Origin of the sequence: Streptomyces sp. NPDC050759, assembly GCF_044456945.1 — a bacterium.
Lineage (GTDB): Bacteria > Actinomycetota > Actinomycetes > Streptomycetales > Streptomycetaceae > Streptomyces.
Window position 1 is genome coordinate 19,635 of sequence record NZ_JBITGI010000004.1, and the last position, 20,772, is coordinate 40,406.

General features: G+C 70.5%; 18 protein-coding genes. 13 read left to right on the forward strand and 5 right to left on the reverse strand.

The annotated features are described in order from the left end of the window. Positions 1-15 precede the first annotated feature (15 nt). Entirely contained in the window at positions 16-1,014 is a 999-nt protein-coding gene (locus ACIBJB_RS13600; protein ID WP_398930979.1) for a LacI family DNA-binding transcriptional regulator, read from the reverse strand. A gap of 178 nt (positions 1,015-1,192) precedes the next feature. Between ACIBJB_RS13600 and iolC the strand changes: the two genes are divergently transcribed. The 11 genes from iolC to ACIBJB_RS13655 all read left to right on the forward strand — a co-directional run bounded on the left by iolC (position 1,193) and on the right by ACIBJB_RS13655 (position 13,623). Next, on the forward strand, positions 1,193-2,146 hold the full coding sequence (gene iolC / locus ACIBJB_RS13605) for a 5-dehydro-2-deoxygluconokinase (protein ID WP_398929903.1): 954 nt from the start codon (positions 1,193-1,195) through the stop codon (positions 2,144-2,146). Beyond that, entirely contained in the window at positions 2,136-3,008 is an 873-nt protein-coding gene (locus tag ACIBJB_RS13610) for an aldolase (RefSeq protein WP_398929905.1), read from the forward strand. The genes iolC and ACIBJB_RS13610 overlap by 11 nt, the downstream gene beginning before the upstream one ends. After that, complete coding sequence (locus ACIBJB_RS13615) at positions 3,005-3,631, forward strand: 5-deoxy-glucuronate isomerase (protein ID WP_398929907.1); 627 nt, start codon at positions 3,005-3,007, stop codon at positions 3,629-3,631. The genes ACIBJB_RS13610 and ACIBJB_RS13615 overlap by 4 nt, the downstream gene beginning before the upstream one ends. Then, positions 3,628-5,505 carry a 3D-(3,5/4)-trihydroxycyclohexane-1,2-dione acylhydrolase (decyclizing) gene (gene iolD / locus ACIBJB_RS13620; RefSeq protein ID WP_398929909.1) on the forward strand — a complete coding sequence of 626 codons (1,878 nt, stop codon included), beginning with the start codon at positions 3,628-3,630 and terminating at the stop codon, positions 5,503-5,505. Before ACIBJB_RS13615 ends, iolD begins: the two co-directional genes overlap by 4 nt. A gap of 14 nt (positions 5,506-5,519) precedes the next feature. Further along, on the forward strand, positions 5,520-7,010 hold the full coding sequence (locus ACIBJB_RS13625) for a CoA-acylating methylmalonate-semialdehyde dehydrogenase (RefSeq protein WP_398929911.1): 1,491 nt from the start codon (positions 5,520-5,522) through the stop codon (positions 7,008-7,010). A gap of 29 nt (positions 7,011-7,039) precedes the next feature. Next, a complete protein-coding gene (locus tag ACIBJB_RS13630) occupies positions 7,040-7,990 on the forward strand; it encodes a TIM barrel protein (RefSeq protein WP_398929913.1) in 951 nt (316 codons plus the stop codon). 9 nt (positions 7,991-7,999) lie between these two features. Further along, the gene (locus tag ACIBJB_RS13635; protein ID WP_398929915.1) at positions 8,000-9,421 is read left to right on the forward strand and encodes a sugar porter family MFS transporter; all 1,422 of its coding nucleotides are present in this window, start codon (positions 8,000-8,002) and stop codon (positions 9,419-9,421) included. 38 nt (positions 9,422-9,459) lie between these two features. Next, the gene (locus ACIBJB_RS13640; protein ID WP_398929917.1) at positions 9,460-10,476 is read left to right on the forward strand and encodes a Gfo/Idh/MocA family protein; all 1,017 of its coding nucleotides are present in this window, start codon (positions 9,460-9,462) and stop codon (positions 10,474-10,476) included. After that, positions 10,473-11,342, forward strand: a complete 870-nt coding sequence (locus tag ACIBJB_RS13645; RefSeq protein ID WP_398929919.1) for a sugar phosphate isomerase/epimerase family protein — start codon at positions 10,473-10,475, stop codon at positions 11,340-11,342. The genes ACIBJB_RS13640 and ACIBJB_RS13645 overlap by 4 nt, the downstream gene beginning before the upstream one ends. 121 nt (positions 11,343-11,463) lie before the next feature. Next, positions 11,464-12,585, forward strand: a complete 1,122-nt coding sequence (locus ACIBJB_RS13650; protein ID WP_398929921.1) for a PP2C family protein-serine/threonine phosphatase — start codon at positions 11,464-11,466, stop codon at positions 12,583-12,585. Between the two features lie 84 nt (positions 12,586-12,669). Beyond that, positions 12,670-13,623: an RNA polymerase sigma-70 factor gene (locus ACIBJB_RS13655; RefSeq protein ID WP_398929923.1), complete on the forward strand. Its 954-nt coding sequence runs from the start codon at positions 12,670-12,672 to the stop codon at positions 13,621-13,623. Between the two features lie 202 nt (positions 13,624-13,825). Here the strand turns inward: ACIBJB_RS13655 and ACIBJB_RS13660 are convergent, their stop codons facing one another. After that, positions 13,826-14,566, reverse strand: coding sequence for an SDR family oxidoreductase (locus tag ACIBJB_RS13660; RefSeq protein ID WP_398929925.1), 741 nt, complete (start codon positions 14,564-14,566; stop codon positions 13,826-13,828). A 110-nt stretch (positions 14,567-14,676) separates the two neighbouring features. Here ACIBJB_RS13660 and ACIBJB_RS13665 point away from each other — a divergent pair, with 110 nt between their 5' ends. Beyond that, a complete protein-coding gene (locus ACIBJB_RS13665) occupies positions 14,677-16,827 on the forward strand; it encodes a nitrate- and nitrite sensing domain-containing protein (RefSeq protein WP_398929927.1) in 2,151 nt (716 codons plus the stop codon). Between the two features lie 428 nt (positions 16,828-17,255). After that, positions 17,256-17,609 (forward strand): VOC family protein, encoded by a 354-nt coding sequence (locus ACIBJB_RS13670; RefSeq protein ID WP_398929929.1) that lies wholly within the window; start codon positions 17,256-17,258, stop codon positions 17,607-17,609. Positions 17,610-17,627: 18 nt separating this feature from the next. Here the strand turns inward: ACIBJB_RS13670 and ACIBJB_RS13675 are convergent, their stop codons facing one another. The 3 genes from ACIBJB_RS13675 to ACIBJB_RS13685 all read right to left on the reverse strand — a co-directional run bounded on the left by ACIBJB_RS13675 (position 17,628) and on the right by ACIBJB_RS13685 (position 20,772). Further along, positions 17,628-18,719, reverse strand: a complete 1,092-nt coding sequence (locus ACIBJB_RS13675) for an ABC transporter substrate-binding protein (protein WP_398929931.1) — start codon at positions 18,717-18,719, stop codon at positions 17,628-17,630. A 70-nt stretch (positions 18,720-18,789) separates the two neighbouring features. Further along, positions 18,790-19,257 (reverse strand): MarR family winged helix-turn-helix transcriptional regulator, encoded by a 468-nt coding sequence (locus tag ACIBJB_RS13680; protein WP_398929933.1) that lies wholly within the window; start codon positions 19,255-19,257, stop codon positions 18,790-18,792. 69 nt (positions 19,258-19,326) lie between these two features. Next, complete coding sequence (locus tag ACIBJB_RS13685; protein WP_398929935.1) at positions 19,327-20,772, reverse strand: GH1 family beta-glucosidase; 1,446 nt, start codon at positions 20,770-20,772, stop codon at positions 19,327-19,329.

The following is a 20,772-nucleotide window of genomic DNA, read 5'->3' on the forward strand; positions in this document are numbered from 1 at the left end:
TGGCGGACACGTCGTTCAGGGTGCTTCCCGTGGCGGCCCGCTGGTGCCGCGCACGACGAGCTTCGGGTCCAACACGGCCTCCCGCGGCTCCAGTTGCGGATTCTCCAGCCGCTCCACGGCAAACCGCACCGCGTGCTCGGCCATCAGCACCGCGTCCTGGCGCACGGTGGTGAGGCCGATCGGCATGAGATGGGAGAGGTGACTGTCGTCGTAGCCGACGACGGACATGTCCCGCGGAACCTCGACACCGGCCCGGGCCAGCGGCATCAACAGGCCCATCGCGCACCGGTCGTTGCCCGCGAGCACCGCGGTCGGCAGCGGCAGCCCGCGGTCCCGCTCCTCCAGCAGCAGCCTGCCGGTCTCGATACCGGACTGCTCGGTGTGCTCACCGGGGATGACCCGGATCTCCGACTCGAGGCCGTGCCGGCGCATCGCGGCCCGGTAGGAGCGCCGCCGCTCGGCGGACCCGGGACCCCGGCCGCCGTCGATGTGCACGATCCTGCGGTGGCCGAGTTCGACCAGGTGATCCATGGCCTGCCGGACACCCTTGCTCTCCGCGCTGTGTACGAAGTCCACGCGGGCCCGCGGGACGCGACGGCTGACCGACACGGTCACGGCCCGCTGGCCGAGCGCGTCGAGATAGCCGGCGTCCGCGTCGGGGCCGAGGAGGATCAGTGCCTCGCAGCGGTGCCCGAGGAGTGCCTCGACCGCCTTGGCCTCGCTGCGCCCCTGGACCGCCGCCGAGAGCAGGACGTCGTATCCGAGCCGCTCGGCCTCGGGGTAGATGCCCTCGATCAGGTCGGTCTGGAAGGTCTGGTGCACGGTGAACATCACGCCGAGCGTGCGGCTGCGGCCCCGGGCCAGCAACCGGGCCGCGCTGTCCGGGCGGTAGCCGATCTCGTCGGCGACCCTCAGCACGCGCTCACGGGTCTCCTGGCTCGCGCCGGGCTGATCGCGGAACACGATCGAGACCAGCGCCCGGGACACACCTGCCTTGACGGCCACATCGGCCATCGTCGGCCGCTGCCTGCCCGGTACTGCATCCACGCGTGAACCCACCTTTCGACGGAGCCCACCCTAGGGCAGCCTCGAAATCTTCCGGCAACAAGCTATTGACATGACATTTGGACAGGGGTCATCGTACTCGCACTAGAGCGCGCTAGTAGAGCGCGCCAGCGAAGGGAATCCAGCGATGCCGTTCGATGTGCTGACCATGGGCCGCGTGGGGGTGGACGTCTATCCGCTCCAGACGGGTGTGGGGCTGGCGGAGGTCACGTCGTTCGGCAAGTACCTGGGCGGCAGTCCGACCAATGTGGCGGTGGCGGCGGCCCGGTACGGGCATTCGGCCGCGGTGATCACCAAGACGGGCCGGGACCCCTTCGGGGACTTCGTACGACAGGCGCTCGACGGCTACGGCGTCGACAGCCGCTTCGTCGGTACGTCGGACATCGCGCCGACCCCGGTGACGTTCTGCGAGATCTTCCCGCCGGACGACTTCCCGCTGTACTTCTACCGGTTGCCGAAGGCGCCCGACCTGGACATCGAGGCCGGTGAGCTGGACCTGGACGCGGTGCGGGACGCGCGGATCTTCTGGGTGACCGGGACCGGGCTGAGTGAGGAGCCGAGCCGTTCGGCCACCCTCGCGGCCCTGTCCCACCGGTCCACGTCGGGCCCGACCGTCTTCGACCTCGACTGGCGGTCGATGTTCTGGACCGACCCCGCCGAAGCGCGTGCTTACTACGCGCAGACTCTTCGCCATACGACCGTCGCGGTCGGCAATCTCGACGAGTGCGAGGTGGCCACCGGTGAGCGTGAGCCGTATGCCGCCGCGAAGGCGCTGCTGGCAGCCGGTGTGGAGCTGGCGGTGGTGAAGCAGGGGCCGAAGGGTGTGCTGGCGATGGACGGTGACGGCTCTGCCGTCGAGATCCCGCCGGTGCCAGTGGATGTGGTCAACGGGCTCGGGGCCGGGGACGCCTTCGGCGGTGCGCTCTGCCACGGGCTGCTCTCCGGCTGGGACACCCGCCGGGCGGTGTCCTTCGCCAATGCCGCCGGCGCGATCGTCGCGGGCCGGCTGTCCTGCTCCGACGCCATGCCGACCGCGTCGGAAGTCCACGCCAAGCTGGGTGAGGTGCCCCGTGCCGTCTGAGAAGCTGAGCCGGATCGTGTCCGCCCGCGTGGGCGACCCCGGCGCCGTCGCGGCCGCCGCCGTCCGCCGGGTGAAGGCGACCTCGATCCTCGGTGAGCACGGCAAGGCGATGATCATCGCCGCCGACCACCCGGCACGCGGCGCCAACGGCGTCGGCGACGACCCCCACGCGATGGCCGACCGCTCCGAACTGCTCGACCGGCTCTGCGTCGCCCTCGAACGCCCCGGTGTGACCGGCGTGCTGGCCACCGCGGACATCCTGGAGGACCTGCTCCTGCTCGGCGTGCTGGACGGCAAGAGCGTCTTCGGCTCCATGAACCGGGCCGGTCTCGCCGGTTCGGTGTTCGAGATCGACGACCGGTTCACCGGCTACGACGCCGCCACGATCGCCGCGATGGGCTTCGACGGCGGCAAGATGCTCACCCGGATCGCCCTCGACGACCCCGCGACGCCCTCGGCGCTGGAGAACACGGCCCGCGCGGTGGACGAGCTCAACGACCGCCAACTGATCGCGATGGTCGAGCCGTTCATCTCAGTGTGGCAGGACGGCCGCGTCCGCAACGACCTCTCGACTGACGCGGTCATCAAGTCGGTCACCATTGCCTCGGCGCTGGGCCGGCGGACCGCCTACAACTGGCTGAAGCTCCCGGTGGTCGCCGAGATGGAGCGGGTGCTCGCCTCCTCCACCCTGCCGGCGCTGCTGCTGGGCGGGGAGGTCAAGGACGCCGAGGCGGCCTTCGCCTCCTGGGGCAGGGCGTTGCAGCAGCCGACCGCGCAGGGCCTGGTCGTGGGCCGTTCGCTGCTCTACCCCGCGGGCGGCGATGTGGCCGGTGCGGTCGACAAGGCGGTGAGCCTGCTGTGACCGGGGCGAGCAAGTACCACCTGTCGAAGGGGACTTCGGCCGACGGCCCCCACGACCTGGCCATCACGCCGGAGTCGGCGGGCTGGACATACTCCGGCCTCAGGGTCCTTCCCCTGAGGCCGGGCGAGGAGCACGCCCTGTCCACCGGGGAGAACGAGTTCCTGGTCCTGCCCCTGAACGGCGGCTGCACCGTCGCCGTCGACGGGCGGAGCTTCGAGCTCGGCGGCTGGACGGACGTGTTCTCGGCGGTCACCGACTTCGCGTATCTGCCCCGCGAGTCGCAGGCCGTGATCAGCAGTGCGGACGGTGGAACGTACGCACTGCCCTCCGCCCGTACCGAGCAGGGAGGTCACTCGGCTCGGTACGGGCGCAAGGAGGACGTCCCCGTGGAACTGCGCGGGGCGGGTGCCTGCTCATGGTGGCGACACGGTGCTGATCCCCACGGCCGGCACGGCCCGTCCATCGCCGCGCCCGGCTACGACCTGTACTGCCTCGACGTCATGGCGGGGCCCGGCCAGGACCGCGCCCCGCTGATCTGTGACGACCCCGCGCGCGGCTGGGTCCGTGACACCTGGGCGTCCCAGGACGTCGACGACCGGCTGCGTATCGGAGAACACCGATGAACACCGTACGACTGACCACCTCGCAGGCCCTCGTGCGCTTCCTGGCCCACCAGTACAGCGAGCGCGACGGACAGGAGCAACGGCTGATCCCCGGGGTGTGGGGCATCTTCGGCCACGGCAATGTCGCCGGCATCGGCCAGGCGCTGCTGCAGGCCGCCACCACCGGAGAGGCCGACCTCCCCTACTACCTCGCCCGCAACGAACAGGGCATGGTCCACGCCTCCGTCGCCTACGCCAAGATGCGCGACCGGCTGGCCACCTTCGCCTGCACCGCGTCCACCGGGCCCGGCTCGACGAACATGATCACGGGCGCGGCGCTGGCCACCACCAACCGCCTGCCCGTGCTGCTGCTGCCGTCCGACATGTTCGCCACCCGCGCCGCCGACCCGGTGCTGCAGCAGCTGGAGGACACGCGCGGCGGGGACGTCACCGTCAACGACGCCTTCCGCGCCGTATCGAAGTACTTCGACCGCATCTCGCGCCCGGAACAGCTCATCCCCGCCGCGCTCGCGGCGATGCGGGTCCTGACCGACCCCGTGGAGACGGGGGCGGTCACCCTCGCGCTGCCGCAGGACGTGCAGGCCGAGGCGTACGACTGGCCGGTGGCCTTCTTCCGGCGCCGGGTGTGGCACGTCGGCCGCCCGGTGCCCGAGGCCGCCGCCGTGGAACGGGCCGCACGGCTGCTGCGTAACGCGAGAAAGCCGCTCATCGTCGCGGGCGGCGGCGCCGTCTACTCCGGCGCCGAGACCGCGCTGCGTGCTTTCGCCGAGGCAACCGGCATCCCGGTCGCCGACACCCACGCCGGCAAGGGCGCGGTGCCCTGGGACCACCCCTGTGCCGTCGGCGGTATCGGTTCGACGGGGTCGTACGCGGCGAACGAACTGGCCCGGGAGGCGGACGTGGTGCTCGGTGTCGGCACCCGGTACTCCGACTTCACCACCGCGAGCCACACGATCTTCGCCAACCCCGACGTCACCTTCGTCAACCTCAACGTGGCCCGCCTGGACGCCGTCAAGCACTCGGCGGAACCCCTGGTGGCCGACGCCCGGCTGGGCATCGAGGCACTGGCGGGCGCGCTGACGGACTGGGAGGTGTCCGCCGACTACCGCCAGCGCACCCGCCAACTCATCGCCCGGACACGGGAGATCGAGGAGGAGTGCTTCCACGTCGGTCATGGCCCGCTGCCCGCCCAGACCGAGATCCTCGGCGCCCTCAACGACGTGCTCGACGACCGGGCCGTGGTCATCAACGCGGCCGGATCCCTGCCCGGCGATCTGCAGCAGCTGTGGCGGGCCCGCGATTCAAAGGCCTACCACGTCGAGTACGCGTACTCCTGCATGGGCTACGAGGTCGCCGCCGGCGTCGGCGTCAAGATGGCGGACCCCACCCGCGAGGTCGTGGTTCTGGTCGGCGACGGCTCGTATCTGATGATGGCCCAGGAGATCGTGACCATGATCTCCGAAGGTCTCAAGGTCATCGTCGTCCTGGTCCAGAACCACGGCTTCGCCTCCATCGGCGCCCTGTCGGAGTCGCTCGGATCTCAGCGCTTCGGCACCAAGTACCGCTACCGCGACGGCGATTCGGGCCTCCTCGACGGCGATGTCCTCCCCGTCGACCTGGCCGCGAACGCCTCCTCCCTGGGTGCGGACGTCCTGCACGCAACCTCCGTCGACGAGTTCCGCTCGGCCATGGAGAAGGCGAAGGCGGCTACCCGCACCACGGTCGTGCACGTGGAGACCGACCTGTACGGGCCCAACCCGCCCGGCCACGGCTGGTGGGACGTCCCCGTCAGCGAGGTCGCCGCCCTCGACACCACCCGGGCCGCCCACGCCACCTACGTCGCCCACAAGCAGACCCAGCGCCACTACCTGTAAGGAAACCGCTCCCCGTGAACACCATTCCCCACTGGATCAACGGCTCCCCGGTCCCTGGCACGGACACCGCCCCGGTGTTCAATCCGGCCACCGGGGCCGAGCAGGCCCGGGTCGCCCTCGGCGGCGCCTCCGACGTGGACGCCGCCGTGCAGGCCGCCGGCCGGGCCTTCGAGACCTGGTCGGAGTCCTCGCTCTCGCAGCGCACCCAGGTGATGTTCGCCTTCCGTCAGCTCCTCGTCGAGCACGAGGAGGAACTGGGCCGGATCATCTCCGCCGAGCACGGCAAGACCGTCGACGACGCCCGCGGGGAGATCACCCGCGGCCGGGAGGTCGTCGAGTTCGCCTGCGGCCTGGGTGACGTACTCAAGGGATCCTTCTCCGACCAGGTGTCGCGCGGCGTGGACGTGCACGACTTCCGCCAGCCCCTCGGCGTGGTCGCGGGCATCACCCCGTTCAACTTCCCGGCCATGGTGCCGCTGTGGATGCACCCGATCGCCATCGCCACCGGCAACACGTTCCTGTTGAAGCCTTCCGAGCGTGATCCCTCCGCCGCCAACTTCGTCGCCGAGCTCTACCAGCGGGCCGGTCTGCCGGACGGCGTGTTCAACGTCGTGCACGGCGGCAAGGACGCCGTGGACGCGATCCTGACCCACCCGGGCATCGAGGCCGTCTCCTTCGTCGGCTCCACGCCGATCGCCAAGTACGTGCACGAACAGGCCACCGCGGCGGGCAAGCGCGTCCAGGCCCTCGGCGGCGCCAAGAACCACGCCGTCGTCCTGCCGGACGCCGACCTGGAGTTCGCCGCCAACCACATCACCGCCGGCGCCTACGGCTCCGCCGGCGAACGCTGCATGGCCGTCTCCGTGGCCGTCGCCGTCGGTGACGCGGCCGACGGACTCGTCGAAGTCCTCGAACGCAAAGCCCGTGAGATCAACGTCGGCCCCGGCGACCGGCCCGGCACCGACATGGGTCCCCTGGTCACCAAGGCCGCCCAGGAGCGGGTGGAGAACGCGGTCGGCACCGCCCAGACACAGGGCGCCACCGTCGTGGTCGACGGCCGGGGCCTCAAGGTCGACGGACACGAGGACGGCTTCTTCACCGGCCCCTCCCTCCTCGACCACGTCACCACGGCCATGGACGCCTACAAGGAAGAGCTCTTCGGCCCCGTCCTCGCGATCGTGCGCGTGGACACCCTCGACCAGGCCATCGACGTCATCAACGCCAACCCGTACGGCAACGGCACCGCCCTGTTCACCGCCTCCGGCGAAGCCGCGCGGCGATTCCAGCGCCGCATCAAGGTCGGCATGATCGGCATCAACGTGCCGGTACCGGTCCCGATGTCCTACTACTCCTTCGGCGGCTGGAAGGACTCCCTCATCGGCGACCACCCGATCCACGGCCCCGAGGGCATCCGTTTCTACACCCGCCCCAAGGTCGTCACCACCCGCTGGCCCCAGCGGTCCCAGCAGATCGCCGCCGGCTTCGACTTCCCCACCTCCCACTGACCCCCGTCCCCTGCCCCGAAGGACACTTCATGGCAACGGCGCCCTCCCCGCTCCGCACCACCGTCGGCAACCTGTGCCTGGGCTCCGCCCCCGACTCCTGGGGCGTCTGGTTCCCCGAGGACGAGCACCAGGTGCCGCACACCCGCTTCCTCGACGAACTCGCGCAGGCCGGTTACCGGTGGCTGGAACTCGGCCCGTACGGCTATCTCCCCACCGACCCGCAGCGCCTCAAGGAGGAACTGGACGCCCGTGGCCTCCAGGTCTCCGGCGGTACGGCCTTCGGCGCGCTGCACCGGCCCGAGGCCTGGGACGAGATGCTCACCCACGTCCGCCAGGTCGCCACGCTCACCCAGGCCGCGGGAGCCCACCACCTGGTGCTCATCCCACCCATGTACCGGGACGAGAAGACCGGCGCGTTCACCGAGTCCCCCGAGCTGACCGCCGAGCAGTGGGCGGGCTTCGGCAAGGCCGCCGACCGGCTGGGCAGGCTGCTGCTCGACGAGTACGACGTCCGGCTGGTGATCCACCCGCACGCCGACAGCCACATCCAGACCCAGCCGGAGATCGAGCGGCTCCTGAACGAGTCGGACGGCCGGTACACCAACCTCTGCCTGGACACCGGGCACGTGGCCTACGGCGGCGGGGACAACCTCGATCTCATCCGCCGGTTCGGCGAGCGGGTGGGCTACGTCCACATCAAGCAGATGGACCCGGAGATACTCGCGCAGGTCGCCGCCGAAAACCTCTCCTTCGGCGAGGCCGTCAAGCGGGGGGTGTGCGTGTCGCCGCCCGCGGGAGTGCCGAACCCGGCCGACGTGGTGGCCGAACTCGCCAAGCTGGACGCCGAGTTGTTCGTGATCGTCGAGCAGGACCTGTATCCGTGCGCGCCCGAGGTGCCGCTGCCCATCGCGGTGACCACGCGGGACCACCTGGCCGGCTGCGGCCTCACCGGTACCCGACGCCCGAACGACGACCGCTAGGAGGTGGCCATGGACGTCAGGGACGACGCGACTCGGGCCCCCGCCCTCACGGACGACGCTCCTCCCGCCGTCTCCCGGCGGCTGCGGGTCATCACGATCATCGCCACCTTCGGCGGACTGCTCTTCGGCTACGACACCGGCGTCATCAACGGCGCCCTGCCGTACATGACGGACGACCTCGGTCTGACCGCGGTCACCGAGGGCATGGTCACCAGCTCGCTGCTGCTGGGTGCCGCGCTGGGCGCGGTGATCGGCGGACGACTGTCGGACGCACGCGGACGGCGCCGTACGATTCTCGCCCTCGCGGTGCTGTTCTTCGTCGGGGCGCTGGGCTGCACGCTCGCGCCGACCACCGCGGTGATGGTGGTCGCGCGGTTCGTGCTCGGTCTCGCGGTCGGCGGTGCTTCGGTGACCGTGCCGGTCTACCTCGCCGAGGTCTCCCCCGCCGAGCGGCGTGGCGCGCTGGTCACCCGTAACGAACTCATGATCGTCAGCGGGCAGTTGCTCGCCTTCACCTCCAACGCGATCATCGCGCGGGCTGGCGGCGAGTCCGGCGGGGTGTGGCGGTGGATGCTGGTGATCGCCACGATCCCGGCCGTGGTGCTGTGGTTCGGCATGCTGGTGATGCCGGAGAGCCCGCGCTGGCTGGCCTCCCGGACGCGCTTCAACGAGGCGCTGGAGGTCCTGAAGCAGGTGCGTTCGCAGCAGCGCGCCGAAGCCGAACTCGCCGAGGTGTCCGCGCTCGCGGTCAAGGAGGAGGAGCAACGGCTGGGCGGCTGGCAGGACATGAAGTCCACCCCATGGATCCGCAAGCTGATGTTCGTCGGCTTCGGCATCGCGATCGTGCAGCAGATCACCGGCGTCAACACGATCATGTACTACGGCACCCAGATCCTCACCGACGCCGGCTTCGCCGCCGACAGCGCGCTGACCGCGAACATCGCCAACGGTGTGATCTCGGTGCTGGCGACCTTCGTCGGGATCTGGCTGCTGGGCCGGGTGCCCCGCCGCCCGATGCTGATGACCGGTCAGACGGGTACCACGGCGGCCCTGTTGCTCATCGGCGTCTTCTCGCTGGTGCTGCCCTCGGGCGACGGCCGTGCCTACGCCGTGCTCGCGATGACCGTCACGTTCCTGGCCTTCCAGCAGGGCGCGATCTCGCCGGTGACCTGGCTGATGCTGTCGGAGATCTTCCCGATGCGGATGCGCGGCTTCGGCATGGGGGTGGCCGCGGTGGTGCTGTGGCTGACCAACTTCGTGATCGGTCTTGTCTTCCCGTCGCTGGTCTCCGGCATCGGGATCTCCAACACCTTCTTCCTCTTCGTGGTGGCGGGCGTCTTCTCGATCGCCTTCGTCAAGGTCTACGTCCCCGAGACCAAGGGCCGCACCCTCGAAACCCTCGAAGCCGAACTCCGGGCGCGCTTCTCCTAGTTACGGCTTCCGTAGTGACGACTCGTTAGGAAACGACCATGACTGTACGTGTAGGGGTGATCGGCGCCGGCTGGATCGGCCACGAACACATCCGGCGTCTCACCCACACCGTGACCGGTGCCCGGGTCACCGCGGTGACCGACATCGACGCGGCCCGTGCCGAGGAGGCGGCGGCACCGGTCGGCGCCCGGGTGTACGCGAGCGGTGCCGAACTCATCGCCTCGGACGACGTGGACGCCGTTCTCGTGACGTCCTGGGGCCCCACCCACGCCGAGCACGTGCTGACCGCGATCGCCGCCGGAAAGCCGGTGTTCTGCGAGAAGCCGCTGGCCACCACCGCCGAGGACTGCGTGAGGATCGTCGAGGCGGAGACGGCCCACGGCCGCCGCCTGGTCCAGGTCGGCTTCATGCGCCGTTACGACGCCGGGTACCGGCAGATGAGGCAGGTCATCGCATCGGGCGGGATCGGTGAGCCGCTGATCGTACACTGCGCCCACCGCAACCCGACCGTCCCGGAGTCGTACACCTCCGCCATGGCGGCCCTGGACACGGCCGTGCACGAGGTGGACGTCCTGCGCTGGCTTCTCGACGACGAGATCGTCTCCACCCAGGTGCTCACCCCGCGCGCCACGAGCAAACGGTTCGCCCACCTCAAGGACCCGCAGATCATGCTCTTCGAGACGGCGAAGGGCGTCCGCATCGATCTCGAGGTCTTCGTCAACTGCCAGTACGGATACGACATCCAGTGCGAGGCGGTCGGCGAGGAAGGCCTCGTACGGCTGCCCGACCCGGCCACCGTGGGAGTCCGGACCGCCGGCCGGCACAGCACCGAGGTGCTCACGGACTGGGTGAGCCGCTTCCGGGACGCCTTCGACACCGAGTTCCGGGAGTGGATCGCGGGCATTGCCGCCGGTGACGAGCCCACGGGTCCGTCCTCCTGGGACGGGTACGCCGCCACCGTCATCACCGCCGCGACCGTCGAGGCCCTGGAGTCGGGCCGCGTCGTCGCCACGGACCTCAAGCCCCGTCCCGCCTTCTACGGAGGTGCCGCGTGAAGATCGCCCTCGACCCTTACATGTTCCGTGCCCTGCCGATCGACGACATGGTGCGCACGGTGGCCGAACTCGGCTACGAATACATCGAGTTGTCGCCGCGAGACGACTTCATGCCGTTCTTCCTGCACCCCCGGGCGGACGACGAGCGCATCGCGGAACTGAAGAACGCCCTGCGCACGTACGGCGTGAAGCTGTCCTCCGTGCTGCCGCTGTACAAGTGGTCATCGCCCGACGAGACCGAGCGGCAGGCCGCCGTCCGCTACTGGAAGCGGATGATCGAGATCACCGCGGACCTCGAATGCCCGCTGATGAACAGCGAGTTCAACGGTCGTCCCGAGCGCGCCGCCGAGAGCGAGGCCGCGTTCTGGAACTCGCTGGAGGAGCTGCTCCCGCTGTTCGAGCGCGAAGGCATCGCTCTGAACCTGGAGGCCCACCCCGACGACTTCTGCGAGGAGAACACCCCCGCGGTCGACCTCGTCCGGGCAATCAACAAGCCCTGGGTGAACTACCTGTACTGCGCGCCGCACAGCTTCCACCTCTCGGGCGCCTCGGAGACCGGAGCGGACATCGCGCAGATGATGCGCTACGCGGGTGACAAGCTCCAGCACGTACACATCGCGGACTCCTTCAACCACAAGGGGTCGAGCGGCCTGCGCTACATCCTCAACCCGCCCGGCACCACGGCCCGTGTCCACCAGCACCTGGACATCGACCAGGGCGAGGTCGACTGGGACGCCTTCTTCGGCACCCTGCGCGAGCTGAACTTCGACGGCGTGGCGACGGCCTGTGTGTTCGCCTGGGAGGAGCGGGCGCGCGAGTCCTCGGCGTTCATGCTGGACCGGATCAGCAAGGAGCTGGGCGGATAGTCATCGGCCTTCGAGCAGAGGTGCCTCCCGTCAGCCCCCGCCCGGATCGGCGGGGCGCGTCACCGGGCCGGGGCGGGCCTGCATAACGTAGGGGGAGATCACCACCTGCCCGGGAGCACGCATGACAGGTAGCCGCCGCAAGAGACCTGGCGACACCTTCGACGCCATCGAGCCTCCGGGCAACGCCGAACTGGTCGCCGGAGTGGTGACCGTGACGGGCCTGGTCGAGATCCTCGGCACGCTGTCCGGGTCCGAGGTGTGGCTCCTGGGGCTCCTGGTGTTCCTGCCGGGCGCCGCCTCGGCGCTGTGCACGGTCCGGCAGACGACGTTCGTCGCCGTGTGGACGGCGATCGTCGTCACCCTCAGCGTGCTGGTGCGGGACCGTGACGGGGGCCACTGGTTCGACCGGCTCCTGCTGATCCTGTTCACCCTGGCGCTGGCCGCGACCTCCGTCTACGGCTGCCACCGGCGGATCCGACGCGAGCACGCGATGCTGCGGCTGCGCTCGACCGCCGCGGCCATGCAGCGGCACATCCTGCACCCTCTCCCCCTGCTCACCGAGGACGTCCTGGTCAACGGCGTGTACGAGCCGCTCCAGGAGGAGCGGCTCGTCGGCGGCGACATCTACGACGTCGTCGACTCGCCCTTCGGGACCCGGGTGCTGATCGGGGACGTGCAGGGCAAGGGGCTCGCCGCGGTGGGCTCCGCGTTCGCCGTCATCGGCGCCTTCCGGGAGGCGGCCCATCGCGAGCCCACTCTCACCGGGCTCGTGGACGCCCTGGACGCCGCCGTCGTGCGGCACAACTCCTATGCCCTGCACACCGGTGACGACGAACGCTTCGTCACCGCCCTCGTCGTCGGCGTCGACGCGGAGACCGAGGTGCAGGCCGTCAACTGCGGACACGTCCTGCCGCACGTGCTGTACGAGGGGACGATCAGCACTCCCGAACTGGAGCCCGGCGTCCCGCTCGGCCTGGCCGAGCTCGCCCACGAACCCACGACCGTGGGCTGGTTCGAGTTCCCCGAGGGCGCGACGCTGCTGCTGAGCACCGACGGCCTGACGGAGACCCGCTCCGCGGACGGCACGTTCTACCCCGTCGACGAACGCCTGACGAAGTACGTCGGCCTTCCCCCCACCGAGCTGCCGCAGGCCCTGCACGACGACGCCCGCGCGTTCGCCGGCAATGGTGGCCCACACGACGACGTCGCCGTCCTGACGGTCCGGCGCTCCCCGCGCCTCTGAGACAGGTCTCCCGTCCGCAGGCTCCCCGGGCGGCTTCCGTCGCGCTGCTGGGGGGCCTGGCGGGACCGCCGTAGCATCGCCTCCATGGACAAGCCTCCGCCGCCGACCGACGGCTCCCTCGACGGGCCTCTGGATGGCTCTCTGGACGGCTCTCTGGACGAGGAGGCGGACGCGTTCCAGCGACTGCGTCCACGGCTGTTCGGGATCGCCTACCGGATCCTGGGCAGTGTGTCCGAGGCCGAGGACGTGGTGCAGGACGTGTGGCCGCGGTGGCAGGACACCGACCGGAGCGAGGTGCTCGATCCCGGGGCGTTCCTGGCGAAGATCACCACGCGGCTGGCCATCAACGTGGCCCAGTCGGCGCGGGTGCGCCGGGAGGCGTACATCGGGCCGTGGCTGCCGGAGCCCGTGGACACCAGTGTGGATCCGCAGGTCGGCGCGGAGCGCGGTGAGGCGGTGGAGCTGGCCGTGCTGCTGGTTCTGGAGAAGCTGAATCCCGTGGAGCGGGCCGCGTATGTGCTGCGGGAGGCGTTCGACTACCCGTACGACGAGATCGCGGGCATCGTCCGGCTGAGCCAGGCCAACGTGCGACAGATCGTCAGCCGGGCCCGCAAGCGGCTGTCCGCCGAGCGCCGTGGCTCCGTCGACACGGCCGAGCACCGCCGGCTGCTCGACGCGTTCGTCGCGGCGGCGCGACACGGTGACGTGGCGGCTCTGGAGAGCGTGCTGTCGGCCGACGTGGTCGCTTACGCCGACGGCAATGGTCTGCGGGGCGTGGCGCGGCTCGAGGTGGTGGGCGCGGGGCGGGTCGCCAAGATCAGTGCCTTCGTGAACAAGTTCATCCCCGGGGCGGAATTCGCGATGGCGGAGGCCAACGGTCTGCCCAGCCTGCTCATCCGCAAGGACGGGGAGACCGTCGGCCTGGTGAGCGTGACGGTGGGAGCGGACGGCATCGACGGGCTCTACTGGGTGCTGGCACCCGAGAAGCTCCGGGCGTACGAGCGGTCGTCGGACCGGCTCGTCCGCCGGGAGCCTTAGGGCCGGCCTGTCCGGCGGATCATGCCGAGTTCGCGGGGCCTGGCACGCACATCTGCGCTGATCAGGCACCGTTGCTTGAAGTCGGCCCGACCCGCCGTACAGGCCCTGGCGATGCCCCGGTCCGTGTGCGGCGGAGCGTGCCGGTGTCAGGGGGACCGACACCCGGGTGACCCGGAGCAGCCGGTCCGATCCAGCGCCGGGATCAGTTCTGCTTGAGCCAGTCCTCATAGCGGGTGGACGCCGTCTCCACGGTGTCGTCGCCGGTCAGGACGCCGTCCGGGATGCCCGCGAACATGCCGGCGCTCTCGTCGGTGACGACGGTGCGGCCGTCCGGCTTGGCCTCCAGGGTGATCTCGGCGAGCCGGTCGAGGCGGTGGATCTCGGGGCCGGCCTTGAGGCGCAGGCCGTTCACGGGCTCACCCTGGGCCGTCTCGGCGACGACGGCGGCGACGTCCGCGGCGGCGATCGGGCGCAGCTGGGTGGAGGGCAGGTGTACCTCCTTGCCCTGGGTGGTCAGGTCCATCACCGGCGCGATGAACTCGAAGAACTGACCGACCCGCACGATGCTGAAGGGCACACCGCTCGCGCGCACGGCCTCCTCCTGGGCGACCTTGGCCAGGTAGTAGCCGAGCTCGGGCACCTCGTCGACGCCGATGATGGAGAGCGCCACGTGGTGGCGGACACCCGCCTTCTGTTCGGCCGCCGTGAGATTGCGCATGGCGCGCGTGAAGAAGTCGATGGCGGCCTCCTTCTCGAACGACGGGGAGTTCGCCACGTCCACGACCACGTCCGCGCCCTTGAGGACCTCGGCGAGGCCCTCCCCGGTGAGGGTGTCGACGCCCGTACTGGGCGCGGCCGCCACGGCCTCGTGGCCGCGGTCCTGGAGCAGGTTCACCACCTGCGACCCGATCCGGCCCGTACCTCCGATGACGACGATCTTCATCGCTGCCTCCCTTTTTTGTTCGGGTTTCCTTCAGACAGACAGGACAGCGACGGAATCTGTGACACTCGGACGGGCCGATCTGAACAACCATCCCTGTGCGCCGCGTTCTTATGAGTGCAGGACGCGAGGCGAACCAGAACCGTGAGGCCATCTTGTCGAACACACCGTCCGCCCCCCGCAGGGGATGGGGGACCCGCAACTGGAGCGTGGCCAGAAAGCTCCAGGCCATCCTCCTCATCCCGGTGATCGTGGCCCTTGTTCTCGGCGGCATCCGCGTCAAGCGCTCCGTGGACACCTGGCAGGACGCCGACGACGCGGTCCGCGTGGCCGAACTGGTCCAGGCGGCGAACAAGTACGCCAGCGACGCCATCGACGAACGCGATGTGTCGGTCATTCCCCTGGTCAAGGGCGACCGGACGTCGAGCGTGGTCGCCAAGGCCCGGGCCGTCACCGACGCGGACGCGAAGGCGTTCGACGAGGCGGTGGAGCGGATGCCGCAGACCGCCGGGCTGCAGCGCCGGGTCCAGCTGGTCCGCATCGGCGAGAAACAGCTCGCGTCGGTGCGCGCCAACGCCTTCACCTCCCGGCTGACCGGCGTGCAGACCGAGGAGAGCTACCACGCCGTCCAGCACCCGCTGATGGAGCTCTCCAACGAGCTCGGCTTCGGCAGCAGCAACCAGGCCAGCTTCGGCCGCACCCTCTACGCCGGCTCTCTCACCCAGGCCGCCGAATCCCTGATCCGGGCGATCGGCACCCATCTCCTCGTCGAGGACCGCGGCAAGCTCGCCGAGGGCGAACTCCAGGTCCAGCTCGGCTCGTTCAGCTCCTACGTCTATCTCGAACAGGTCGCGCTCCAGGAGTACGCCGGCGCCGGCACCGCCGACGACATGACGCGGCTGCGCAAGGCCCTGTCCGACGCGGAGAAGCGGGGCAAGGAGCAGGCCGAGAAGGCCCAGGAGCAGGCCGAGGCGGCGGGGAAGACCTTCGTGGCCCCGCCGAGCCTGGAGAAGATGGCCGCCGAGATCGCCTCGGGCAAGTCGGCCGCGCAGCTCGCCGCGCAGGGCATCACGCCCGAGACGTTCTTCGCCGCCTCCACCCTCAGCTTCGACGCGTACCGCAGTGTCGAGGTGTACCTCACCGACAGCGCGCTGGCGGACGCCCACAGCATCGCCGACGACGCCCGCAACGACGCCGTCATCAACGCCGCGCTGGTGCTCACCGCCGTCCTCGCCGCCTTCCTGCTCGCCGCCTGGGTGGCCAGGACGATGAGCACCAGCATGCGCCGGCTGAGCGCCTCGGCCCTCGAGATCGCCGAGCAGCGTCTGCCCGCGCTGCTCACCCAGCTCACCCGGGCCATCCCGGGCCGGGTCGACGCCCAGGTGGCACCGATCCCGATCACCACGACGGACGAGATCGGCGAGGTCGCGCGCGCCTTCGACCATGTGCACCGCGAGGCCGTCAGGCTCGCCGCCGAACAGGCCCTGCTGCGCGCCAACATCAACACGATCTTCAGCAACCTGGCGCGCCGCAGCCAGTCGCTGATCGAGCGTCAACTCGCCCTGATCACCGGTCTCGAGGGCAAGGAGGCCGACCCCGACCAGCTGGAGAACCTCTTCAAGCTGGACCATCTGGCCACGCGTGTGCGCCGCAACGGCGAGAACCTCCTCGTCCTCGGCGGCGAGACCCCCGCCCAGCAGTGGGACCAGCCGCTGCCCCTGGTCGACGTGATCCGCGCCGCCGCCTCGGAGGTGGAGCAGTACGAGCGGGTCGAGTTGTCGGGTGTCCCGGAGGCCCAGATCCACGGCCGTGCGGTGACCGACCTGGTGCACCTGCTGGCGGAACTGCTGGAGAACGCGACGACGTTCTCGTCGCCGCACTCCAGTGTCCTGGTCACCGCGGCGCGACTGCCCGACGGCCGGATCATGGTCGAGATCCACGACCGGGGCATCGGGCTGCCGCCCGGGGAACTGGCCGACATCAACCACCACCTGGCCGACCCGCCCACCGTGGACGTCGCGATCTCCCAGCGCATGGGCCTGTACGTGGTCGGCCGGCTGGCGGACCGGCACGGCATCCGCGTCCAGTTGCGCCCGCACGAGGAGGGCCAGGGCACGACGGCGCTGGCGATGCTCCCGGACACGATCACCTATCGGGGCACGGGAGCGGAGTCCGACATCGACACCATGGCCCTGGCCGCCTTCACGAACAACGGTTTCCCCGAGGGCACCGCCCCCGGTTACGAGGCCTGGAACGACAGGTAGGCCGAGGAGCCGATGGCGGAAGCCTCGCGCCGGTACATCGCCTTGGCCGTGGGCGCCCGCCACGACAGGGTGATCGCGCGATGTCGGCCCGACGAGGGGAACGGTGGATGAGGCGGAACCGGCTCGGGAAGACCGATGTGCACGTCACGGAGCCCCCACCCCGTCCCCGGTGCGCCGTACCCGGCTACCGGCCCGTTGTGGCGCGCGGTGCGGCGAACGGTCCGTCGTGGTGCGCGAGGTGGGGATCAGTCCGTCGTGGTGCAGGTGACTGCAACTCCCCAGGGGCGCGGGGAACTGCGCGACCAGCCCCCACCGGCCCGCACCCGCCCGACAACCCCACCCGGCACCCCCCTAGGCGCCCCGCCCAAGCCCAGCGCAGCTGCCCGGCTGCCCGGCTGCCCGGCTGCCTTCCTGGCAGGATGGCCGGCATGGAACGAGTGCTTGGAATCGGCGGATACTTCCTCCGGGCCGCCGACCCGGTCGCCCTGAGCGCGTGGTACCGCGACCGCCTGGGCCTGGACGCCGACGAGAACGGCTTGTGGCGTCAGGAAGCCGGGCCCACGGTGTTCGCGACATTCGAGTCCGGGACCGACTACTTCGGGCCCCGCACCCAGCAGACCATGCTCAACTTCCGGGTCCGCGACCTGGACGCGATGCTCGCGCAACTGCGCGCCGGCGGAGCGGACGTGGCCGAGGAGACGCAGGACATGGAGGGTGTCGGTCGATTCGGCTGGGTCACCGACCCGGAGGGCAACCGCATCGAACTGTGGCAGCCCGCCTGACCGGCCCAGCCCCGGCTCTCAGCCGGCGTGCCGGACCCGGAAGCGGCCGGGTTCCGCCGGGTCCCGGTCAACGACCTGGACCGGCGTCCGAGCCGACTGCCAGACGCTGATGCCGGGCGCGCGGGAGAACCGGATCTGCCCGCGGGCGCCCTCGACTGCCACGTGCGGCCACGATGCGGCGATGCGCGCCCGGTCCGTGCCGTGAGTACGCAGCACGTCGGCGAGGACGGTGATCGTGTCGTAGCCCTCGAAGGCCACGAAGGAGGGCGCTTCGGACAGCCGCTCACGCAGGGCCGTCGCGACGCGTGCGCCGAGCGGGCCGAGACGCCGGGGCAGATAGCGCAGGAACGGGATCGCGGCGCTGTCGCCGCCCAGCCGCGTCGCCCACTCGGCGAACTCCGGTTGCCCGGCCGGAGCACCGATCATGACCCCGGTGAGGCGCTGGTCGCGGCGGACGGACCTGACGAGCGACACCGCCGGCTCGGGGAAGCCGACCAGCAGGAGGAGGGCTGTCGCGCGATGGTCGACGAGTGCGTCGCACACGGCCGCGGGGGTGAGCGCCCGCGCATCGAGTTCGACGACGGTGCCGCCGCGTGGAGCGAGGTGGTCCCGCAGGATGTGGACCCCCGAGGCCCAGTAGACGCTCGGTTCGGTCGCCACGGCGATGCGGCCGTGGCCCGCGCCGAGGAGGAAGTCCGCGTAGATCCGCCAGCCGTGGGACTGCGGCGGGGAGAGGCGCGCGACCCATTCCGTCGGCTCTTCGGTCAGCGCGTCGAGAACCGCTGACGAGCACAGGAACGGCAGGCCGAGGGCGTCGGCCCTGGTGGCAGCGGCGCGGGCGACGACGCTGTGATACTCCCCCGCCACGGCGGCCACGCCCAGCTGAGCCAGTTCGTCCACGGCCGCCTCGGCCCGCCGCGGGTCGGCCGCGGTGTCCCGGACCATCAGCTCGAGCGGTCTTCCGCCGATCCCGCCGGTGTCATTGACCTCGCCGACGGCCAGTTCGAGTCCGGCGAGCAGGTGTCGGCCCGCCTCGACCCAGCCGGGCCTGGTCAGCGGAGCGAGAGCGCCGATCCTGACCGGCTGTGGCGGGTGCACCTGGGTGATCATGCCGGACATTGCATCCTCACCGAGGCCGGCGGGCAACCGATCAAGCACCCCTGCGGCAGCCCGGACCGGGTCAGGACAGTTCCTCGTCCAGCTTGCCGATGACGCGCTCGGAGATCTCGGCCAGAACCCGCAGTTCGGCCGGGGTGACATGGTCCAGGAACAGTTCACGCACCGCCTCGACATGACGCGGGGCCGCCGCCTCGATCGCCGCCCGGCCGACGTCCGTGATCACCACGAAGGCGCCCCGAGCGTCCTCGAGGCAGTCCTCCCGGACCACCATCCCCCGCCCCGCCATCCGCGCGATGTGGTGGGACATCCGGCTCTTCTCCCACTCCAGCGCCCGGGCCAGATCCTGGTACCGCTGTCGCCCGTCCGGGGTGTCCGTCAGATGGACCAGCACCGCGAAGTCGGCCGGCGACACATGGGACTCCGACTGCAGCAGGCGCCCGAGACGCCCGCCGAGCCGCTCATGCAACCGGACGAAGCCACGCCACGCGCGCTGCTCCTCCGGCGTCAGCCATCGCACCGTCTCTCCCATGGACAAAGTGTAAACGTAGTTGACACTTCACCCAATAGACCGGGGCAATGGTCTGGGGCCCGTGTCGGGTCAGCCCACCCTGGTCCCCGGCAGCGGAATGCTTCCCGTCGTCGCCAGTTCCCGGTACCACAGGGCGCTGTCCTTGAGCGTGCGCCGCTGGGTGTCGTAGTCGACGTGGACGATGCCGAAGCGCTTCGAGTAGCCGTATCCCCACTCGAAGTTGTCCATCAGGGACCACACGAAGTACCCGCGCAGATCGACACCGGCGGTGAGGGCCCGATGGGCGGCGGTGAAGTGGCGGTGGAGGTAGTCGATGCGCTCCGGGTCGTGGACGGCGTGCCTCCCGTCGGGGCGGGTGGTGAGCTGGTCCTCGAAGGCCGCTCCGTTCTCGGTGATGACCAGAGGCTGGTCCGGGAACCGGGTGTGCAGGTCCAGGAGGAGTTCTTCGAGCCCGTCGGGGTCGATGTTCCAGCCCATGGCGGTGTGCGGGCCCTCCTGTGCGACGAACTCGACGTGGGTCGAGCCGGGCCAGGGGGACCCGCCCATGTCCTTGTGTCCGTCGTTGTTCTGACGGGGTGTCACACCGCTCCAGAGTCGGACGGTGGTGGTGGCGTAGTAGTTGACGCCGAGGAGGTCCAGGGGCTGGTGGATCCGGGCGAGGTCACCGTCCTTCACGAACGCCCAGTCGGTGACGGCGGCGGTGTCCTCGAGGAGGTCCTGCGGGTAGTGGCCGCGCAACAGGGGTTCGGTGAAGGCGCGGTTGGCCAGCGCGTCGATGCGCCGTACGGCCTCGTCGGCACCTTCGCCCTCGCCCCTCAGGACATGGAAGTTGAGCGTGACCGAGTACTGCGGGTCGTTGGTGGTGACCGCCCTGAGCTGCTGAACGGCCAGTCCGTGGGCGAGGTTGAGGTGGTGGACCGCGGTCAGCGCCGCGGCGCCGTCGCTGCGGCCGGGAGCGTGGGCTCCGGCGCCGTAGCCGAGGTAGGCGGAGCACCACGGTTCGTTCAGCGTGGTCCAGATCGCGACGCGGTCGCCGAGCGCTTCGCCGACCACACGGGCGTAGTCGGCGAAGGCGTACGCGGTCTTGCGGTTCGTCCAGCCGCCCTCGTCCTCGAGGGCCTGGGGCAGGTCCCAGTGGTACAGGGTCGCGACGGGGGCGATGTCCCTCTGGAGCAGGCCGTCGACCAGCCGGCTGTAGAAGTCCAGTCCCTTGGGGTTGGCCGGGCCGCGGCCCGTGGGCTGGATGCGCGGCCAGGCGATGGAGAACCGGTAGGCCCTCAAGCCCAGGGACGCCATGAGGTCGAGGTCTTCGTCGAGGCGGTGGTAGTGATCGGCGGCCACGTCACCGGTGTCGCCGTTCCACGTCTTGCCCGGCGTGTGGGAGTAGGTGTCCCAGATGGAGGGGCCGCGCCCGTCCTCGTCGGCGGCACCCTCGATCTGGTAGGCGGCGGTCGCGGAGCCGAGGAGGAAGTCGGCGGGGAACGTCAGCTGTTGGGTGTGCGCGACAGTGGGCAT